7 protein-coding genes are annotated in these 6,673 nt (G+C 58.8%); all 7 read left to right on the top strand.

The features are described 5' to 3' along the window. Nucleotides 1-327 precede the first annotated feature (327 nt). The 7 genes from codB (at nucleotide 328) to tatA (ending at nucleotide 6,673) form a co-directional block, all read left to right on the top strand. The gene (codB, locus tag G5182_RS17470; protein ID WP_005342374.1) at nucleotides 328-1,572 is read left to right on the top strand and encodes a cytosine permease; all 1,245 of its coding nucleotides are present in this window, start codon (nucleotides 328-330) and stop codon (nucleotides 1,570-1,572) included. Further along, nucleotides 1,566-2,831 (top strand): cytosine deaminase, encoded by a 1,266-nt coding sequence (locus G5182_RS17465; RefSeq protein WP_227341668.1) that lies wholly within the window; start codon nucleotides 1,566-1,568, stop codon nucleotides 2,829-2,831. The genes codB and G5182_RS17465 overlap by 7 nt, the downstream gene beginning before the upstream one ends. Nucleotides 2,832-2,926: 95 nt before the next feature. Continuing rightward, entirely contained in the window at nucleotides 2,927-3,304 is a 378-nt protein-coding gene (gene crcB, locus G5182_RS17460; protein WP_421254575.1) for a fluoride efflux transporter CrcB, read from the top strand. 65 nt (nucleotides 3,305-3,369) lie between these two features. Then, nucleotides 3,370-4,122 (top strand): bifunctional demethylmenaquinone methyltransferase/2-methoxy-6-polyprenyl-1,4-benzoquinol methylase UbiE, encoded by a 753-nt coding sequence (ubiE, locus tag G5182_RS17455; RefSeq protein ID WP_005342396.1) that lies wholly within the window; start codon nucleotides 3,370-3,372, stop codon nucleotides 4,120-4,122. Nucleotides 4,123-4,130: 8 nt separating this feature from the next. Beyond that, nucleotides 4,131-4,739, top strand: a complete 609-nt coding sequence (locus tag G5182_RS17450) for a ubiquinone biosynthesis accessory factor UbiJ (RefSeq protein ID WP_227341667.1) — start codon at nucleotides 4,131-4,133, stop codon at nucleotides 4,737-4,739. Continuing rightward, nucleotides 4,739-6,379: a ubiquinone biosynthesis regulatory protein kinase UbiB gene (ubiB, locus tag G5182_RS17445; RefSeq protein WP_005339383.1), complete on the top strand. Its 1,641-nt coding sequence runs from the start codon at nucleotides 4,739-4,741 to the stop codon at nucleotides 6,377-6,379. Before G5182_RS17450 ends, ubiB begins: the two co-directional genes overlap by 1 nt. A 42-nt stretch (nucleotides 6,380-6,421) precedes the next feature. Further along, the gene (gene tatA, locus G5182_RS17440; RefSeq protein ID WP_005339385.1) at nucleotides 6,422-6,673 is read left to right on the top strand and encodes a Sec-independent protein translocase subunit TatA; all 252 of its coding nucleotides are present in this window, start codon (nucleotides 6,422-6,424) and stop codon (nucleotides 6,671-6,673) included.

Below are 6,673 nucleotides of genomic sequence, written 5' to 3'. Positions count from 1 at the left end.
CTGATATGGCTCAGTCGGTAGAGCGCATCCTTGGTAAGGATGAGGTCCCCAGTTCGATTCTGGGTATCAGCACCATTAAATAGAAAGCCTCCCTGAAAAGGGAGGCTTTTTTGCATCTGTCATTTTTGTTATATCCCCTTACATTTCCTATTCCAGCAACCCCCTCTGCTTGCAGTCGACACTGTTTATCTGCTGATTTGAGACTCGATGGGTTACTCATTTGACTGTTATTGATGGTTTTATCCAGATATTTAACCATGATTGATTGACGTAAAACGTTTTACATGTAAAATCCGGCGCGTTTTGCCTATTACGTGGAGAAAGATCATGGCGCAGGATAACGAATACTGTTTGGGGGCGGTACCCGCCAAAGGGCGCAAAGGTGTGCTGTCGCTGATGCTGGTGATGCTCGGCCTGACCTTCTTCTCTGCCAGCATGTGGACCGGTGGTGCGCTTGGTACCGGGCTGGTATTCGATGACTTCATCAAGGCGGTACTGATCGGCAACTTGCTGCTGGGTATCTACACCGCTTGTCTCGGTTATATCGGTGCCTCAACCGGCCTCTCTACCCATCTGCTGGCTCGTTACTCCTTTGGGGTGAAAGGTTCCTGGCTGCCATCCCTGCTGCTCGGCGGTACTCAGGTCGGCTGGTTTGGCGTTGGCGTGGCGATGTTTGCCCTGCCGGTGCAGAAGGCGACCGGCATAGATGTGAACTGGCTGATCGCCATTTCGGGCATTTTGATGACGGTGACCGTCTACTTCGGCATCTCCGCCCTGATGGTGCTGAGCTTTGTGGCCGTACCGGCCATTGCACTGCTTGGCGGCTACTCGGTCTGGCTGGCGGTGACCTCGACCGGTGGCATGGCTGCGTTGCAGCAGGTGCAACCAAGCAATCCTATCGAGTTCACCACGGCGCTGACCATGGTGGTCGGTTCCTTTATCAGTGCAGGAACTCTGACCGCCGACTTTGTCCGATTTGGTCGCAAACCCTGGGGCGCCGTCATGATTACCATGGTGGCGTTTTTTTTGGGCAACACGCTAATGTTCGTCTTCGGCGCAGCCGGTGCGGCGGTGACCGGTCAGGCCGATATCTCGGAAGTGATGCTGATGCAGGGACTGCTGATCCCCGCCATTCTGGTGCTGGGCCTCAATATCTGGACCACCAACGACAACGCGCTCTATGCCTCCGGCCTCGGTTTTGCCAACATTACCGGCCTCAAGAGCAAGCCGCTCAGCGTGATCAACGGCCTTATCGGTACGGCTTGCGCCCTCTGGCTTTACAACAATTTTGTCGGCTGGCTGGCCTTTTTGAGTACGGCAATTCCGCCGATCGGTGGCATTATCATCATGGATTTCCTGCTCAATCGTGAGCGTTACCGTCAATTTGCCGATCAGCAGTTCGAGACGGTGCGCTGGCAGGCGCTGGTCGCCACGGCAGTCGGGGTGGCTGTCGGCAAGTGGCTGCCGGGCATAGTGCCACTCAACGCGGTATTGGGCGCCGCCTTCACCTATTTCATTCTGGTTCGCCTCACCCAGCGGCCGGTTCTGGTACAGGAAGCTAACAAATGCTGATTCAACATATTCGTTTGGCCGATCGGGAAGGGTTTTGGCAGATCCGCTGTCAGGATGGGGTCATCACCGCCATCGAACCCCATGACGAACATGCCGTCGCCGGTCGGGTGCTGGACGGGGAGGGGGGTCTGGCGATTGCCCCCTTTATCGAACCCCACATTCACCTCGATACCACCCAGACGGCGGGTGAGCCGAGCTGGAACCTCTCCGGCACCCTGTTCGAGGGGATCGAGCGCTGGGCCGAGCGCAAGGCGCTGCTGACCCATGAGGATGTGAAACAGCGTGCCATCCAGACGCTAAAGTGGCAGATCGCCAACGGCATCCAGTTTGTCCGTACTCACGTCGATGTCTCCGATCCCAATCTGGTCGCGCTCAAGGCGATGCTGGAAGTGCGGGAGGAGATGAAGGAGTGGGTCGAGCTGCAGATCGTTGCCTTCCCGCAGGAGGGGATCCTCTCCTACCCGAATGGCAAGGCACTGCTGGAGGAGGCGCTCAAGCTGGGGGCCGACGTGATCGGTGCTATTCCCCATTTCGAGTTCACCCGGGAATATGGTGTCGAAAGTCTGCACTACATCTTCGATCTTGCCGAGAAGTATCAGGTTCTGGTCGATGTGCACTGCGACGAGATCGATGACGAGCAGTCCCGTTTCATCGAGACGCTGGCGACCTTGGCCTACGAGCGGGATATCGGCCACCGGGTCACTGCCAGCCACACCACCGCCATGCACTCTTACAACGGCGCCTATGCTTCCCGCCTGTTCCGGTTGCTCAAGATGGCAGACATCAACTTCGTGGCCAATCCGCTGGTGAACATTCACCTGCAGGGGCGGTTCGATACCTATCCCAAACGCCGCGGCATTACTCGGGTGAAGGAGATGCTGGAGGCGAACATCAACGTCTGTTTCGGTCACGACGACGTGTTCGATCCCTGGTATCCCATGGGCACCGCCAACATGTTGCAGGTGCTACACATGGGGCTGCATGTCTGCCAGATCATGGGTTACGAGCAGATCAACGACGGTCTGAAGCTGATCAGCAGCCACAGTGCCCGCACCCTGAATGTGCAGGATCGCTATGGTATCGAGGTGGGCAAACCGGCCAACCTGTTGGTCCTGCCCGCCGAGAACGGCTTCGATGCGGTGCGCCGTCAGGTGCCGGTGCGTTACTCGATCCGCCACGGCAAGGTGATTGCCCAGACCCGCCCGGCCCAGACCGAAATCGTGTTGGGTCAGCCCGAGCCCATCGATTTTCGCCGCTGAGATTTCAATCAGGCTGGATGACGATTAGTTCCGCCTCTGGGCACAAGGGCCGCCATTGCGACATAATGGCGGCCTAACCCTGAGGGAGTGACACCATGCAAACCTGGTTCTATGTTGCTGCAGGGGGCGCCATCGGCGCCTGCCTTCGTTTTGGGATTTCCGAACTGATGGCCTTGCTGCTGGGGCGCCACTTTCCTTACGGGACTCTGGTGGTCAACGTGGTGGGCTCTTTCATCATGGGGGTGGCGTTCGCCCTCATCAGTCATGGTCATGTGGTAGAACACCCGATGAAGCCGCTGCTGATGGTGGGGATCCTCGGTGCCCTGACTACTTTCTCTTCCTTTGCCCTCGATACGGTAGTGCTGGCTCAACATGGGGCCTATCTGAAAGCGCTGCTCAATATCGGTCTCAATCTCTTCCTCTGTCTGGCCATGGTGGTGCTGGGCATGCAGTTGGTTGCGAGCCGGGTTTAAGGTGTCCGGACGCCAGTGGCTCTGGTAAACTGGCGGCCATTCTTTGCTCTATGGGTGTTTAAGGGATGTCAGAACAAGCAACGACAACGCATTTTGGCTTTAAAACCGTGGCCGCGACCGAGAAGGAAACTCTGGTAGCAGGTGTCTTCCATTCGGTGGCAGCCAAGTATGATCTGATGAACGATCTGATGTCGTTCGGCATCCACCGCCTGTGGAAGCGCTTCACTATCGACTGTTCCGGTGTGCGCAAGGGCCAGAAGGTGCTGGATCTGGCCGGTGGTACCGGTGACTTGACCGCCAAGTTTTCCCGCATCGTCGGCGAGACCGGTCAGGTGGTGCTGGCGGATATCAACGACTCCATGCTGAAAGTGGGCCGCGACAAGCTACGCAATCTGGGGGTCGCCAACAACGTCTCCTACGTGCAGGCCAATGCCGAGGCGCTCCCCTTCCCGGATAACCACTTCGACGTCATCACCATTGGCTTCGGCCTGCGCAACGTCACCGACAAGGACAAGGCGCTCGCCTCCATGTTCCGGGTGCTCAAGCCGGGTGGCCGTCTGCTGGTGCTGGAGTTCTCCAAGCCTGTCAGCGAAGTGATCGCCAAGCTCTATGATCTCTACTCCTTCAAATTGCTGCCGAAAATGGGCGAAATTGTCGCGAACGACAGTGAAAGCTACAAATATCTGGCAGAGTCCATCCGCATGCACCCGGATCAGCAGACCTTGGCTGGCATGATGGAAAATGTCGGTTTCGAACAGGTGGAGTACTTCAATCTGACTCAGGGTGTGGTCGCCCTGCACCGCGGTTACAAGTTTTAAGGTTGCCTATGCCGATGGATGCCATGGTCACCGCGGTGATCGAAACCAGCCTCAACCAGTTGCTGGCGCTGGACAAACAGAGCCCGGAGCGGCTGCGCAAACTGGTGGGCAAGGTGCTCAAGCTGGAGCTGCGTGAACTCAAGCCGCTCTGGTTTGTCTTCTCCGAGCGTCGGCTGGATGTGCTGGCCCAGCATGAAGGGGAGGCCGATGCGGTGCTCAGTCTCTCCCTGACCGCCCTCGGTCTGCTGAAAGACCCTTCCGCCCTGACCCGCTATATCCGCGAGGAGAAGCTGGATCTGAGCGGTGATCCCCAGCTGGTACAGGCATTCAGCGTGCTGCTGGGCGAGCTGGATATCGACTGGGAAGAGGAGCTGTCGCGCTATACCGGCGATGTCGTTGCCCACACCCTGTTCAGCGGTGCCCGTCAGGCGCGTCGTCTTTTCGGCCGCGAGCTGTGCCGCACCCGCAGCCAGCTGGCGGAATATCTGACCGAAGAGGCCCGCCTCGCCCCCAGCCCGCTGGAAGTGGCGAGTTTCAACGATGACGTCGAGGTGCTGGCCCAGCAGCTCAAGGCCGTCGAACTGCGGCTGGCCCGCTTCGAACAGCAGGTGACCTGATGACCCCGAAGGAGTTCAAACGCCTCTATCGCATCATCACCATCCTGCTGGAGCAGGGCATCGACGAACTGGTGCCCGCCCGCTATCAACCCTGGCCGGGTCGTCTGGCCCGTCGCTCCCTGTTCTGGCTCAAGAACAAACAACCGGATCTCAGCCGCGGTGCCCGCATCCGCCTCGCTTTCGAGGCTCTCGGCCCCATCTTCATCAAGTTTGGCCAGATGCTCTCGACCCGCCGCGACCTGTTGCCGCCGGATATCGCCGAAGAGCTGGCCCTGCTGCAGGACAGGGTGCCCCCCTTCTGTGGTCAGGCGGCGCGCCAGCAGATCGAGCTGAGCCTGGGTTGTCCCATCGAAACCCTGTTTGACGACTTCGACGAGACGCCTCTGGCGTCGGCCTCCATCGCGCAGGTGCATACCGCCCGCCTGAAGGAGAGTGGCCGCGAGATCGTCATCAAGGTGATCCGTCCCGACATCGAGCCGGTCATCGAGGCTGACCTGCGGTTGATGCAGGCGCTGGCCCGTCTGGTGGCCCGCTTCGTGCCCCAGAGCGCGCGACTGCGCCCCATCGAGGTGGTGGAGGAGTATCGCAAGACCATCCTCGACGAGCTGAATCTGATGCGTGAAGCGGCCAATGCCATCCAGCTACGCCGCAATTTCACCGGCTCCGAGGCGCTCTATGTGCCTGAAATCATTACCGACCTCTGCCGCGAGCAGGTGCTGGTGATGGAGCGCATCTACGGTATTCCGGTCTCCGATATACCGGCGCTGGAAGCCAACGGCACTAATATGAAGCTGCTGGCCGAGCGCGGGGTCGAGGTCTTCTTCACCCAGGTGTTCCGCGACAGCTTCTTCCACGCCGACATGCACCCGGGCAACATCTTCGTCTCTTACGAACATCCGGAAAACCCGCTCTGGATCGGCATCGACTGCGGCATCGTCGGTACCCTCAATCGGGAAGATAAACGCTATCTGGCGGAGAACTTCCTCGCCTTCTTCAACCGTGACTATCGTCGGGTGGCGGAGCTGCATGTGGAGTCGGGCTGGGTACCGGCAGACACCAAGGTGGATGAGTTCGAGTTCGCCATCCGCACCGTGCTGGAGCCCATCTTCGAGAAGCCGCTCTCCGAAATTTCGTTCGGTCACGTGCTGCTCAACCTGTTCAACACCGCGCGCCGCTTCCATATGACGGTGCAGCCGCAGCTGGTGCTACTGCAAAAGACCCTGCTCTATGTGGAAGGGTTGGGGCGTCAGCTCTACCCGCAACTCGATTTGTGGCAGACCGCCAAGCCGTTCCTCGAAAACTGGATGCACGAACAGGTCGGGCCCAAGTCGGTATTGAACGCTATCAAGGAGAAGGCGCCATTCTGGGCGGAGAAGCTGCCGGAGCTGCCGGAGCTGGTCTATGAGACCCTGCGTCAGACCCGTCATCAGCAGCGTCATTTCGACCAGATGTTTGCCGAGTTCCGCCGTCACAGCCGTCGGCAGGGGCAGGCCCGCTACCTCTTAGGGGTTGGAGCCAGCCTGCTATTGGCGGGTGTATTCTTGCTGACCCAAAAACAACACATTGAGTGGGGACAAGCCAGTCTCGCCGGTGCAGCCCTCTGCTGGCTGGTCGGCTGGTTGCGAACCCGTTCCCATTAATCAACAACCGCGCCGTCAGGCGCCTGTTCTGGAGAGAAAATCATGGGTGGTATCAGTATTTGGCAATTGTTGATCATTGCAGTCATCGTCGTGCTGCTGTTCGGTACCAAGAAACTGCGCGGCATTGGCGGTGATCTGGGCGCGGCGGTCAAAGGGTTCAAGAAAGCCCTCTCCGACGAGCCGGCTGATGCCAAGGCCGAGCAGAAAGATGCCGAGTTTCCCCCGAAACAGCTGAACGAAGCGGCCACTCAGAGCAGTGAGACCGCCAAGCAGAAAGACAAAGACCAGGCCTAA

The sequence above is a fragment of the Aeromonas sp. 600948 genome, from assembly GCF_049174875.1.
Classification (GTDB): Bacteria; Pseudomonadota; Gammaproteobacteria; order Enterobacterales; family Aeromonadaceae; genus Aeromonas; species Aeromonas veronii_A.
This window is presented reverse-complemented; position numbering and strand designations above follow the sequence as displayed.

Excerpts from the sequence above, each read along its gene's own strand:
- codB (WP_005342374.1), top strand. The coding sequence starts at position 328 with ATGGCGCAGGATAACGAATACTGTTTGGGGGCGGTACCCGCCAAAGGG.
- G5182_RS17465 (WP_227341668.1), top strand. The coding sequence starts at position 1,566 with ATGCTGATTCAACATATTCGTTTGGCCGATCGGGAAGGGTTTTGGCAG.
- crcB (WP_421254575.1), top strand. The coding sequence starts at position 2,927 with ATGCAAACCTGGTTCTATGTTGCTGCAGGGGGCGCCATCGGCGCCTGC.
- ubiE (WP_005342396.1), top strand. The coding sequence starts at position 3,370 with ATGTCAGAACAAGCAACGACAACGCATTTTGGCTTTAAAACCGTGGCC.
- G5182_RS17450 (WP_227341667.1), top strand. The coding sequence starts at position 4,131 with ATGCCGATGGATGCCATGGTCACCGCGGTGATCGAAACCAGCCTCAAC.
- ubiB (WP_005339383.1), top strand. The coding sequence starts at position 4,739 with ATGACCCCGAAGGAGTTCAAACGCCTCTATCGCATCATCACCATCCTG.
- tatA (WP_005339385.1), top strand. The coding sequence starts at position 6,422 with ATGGGTGGTATCAGTATTTGGCAATTGTTGATCATTGCAGTCATCGTC.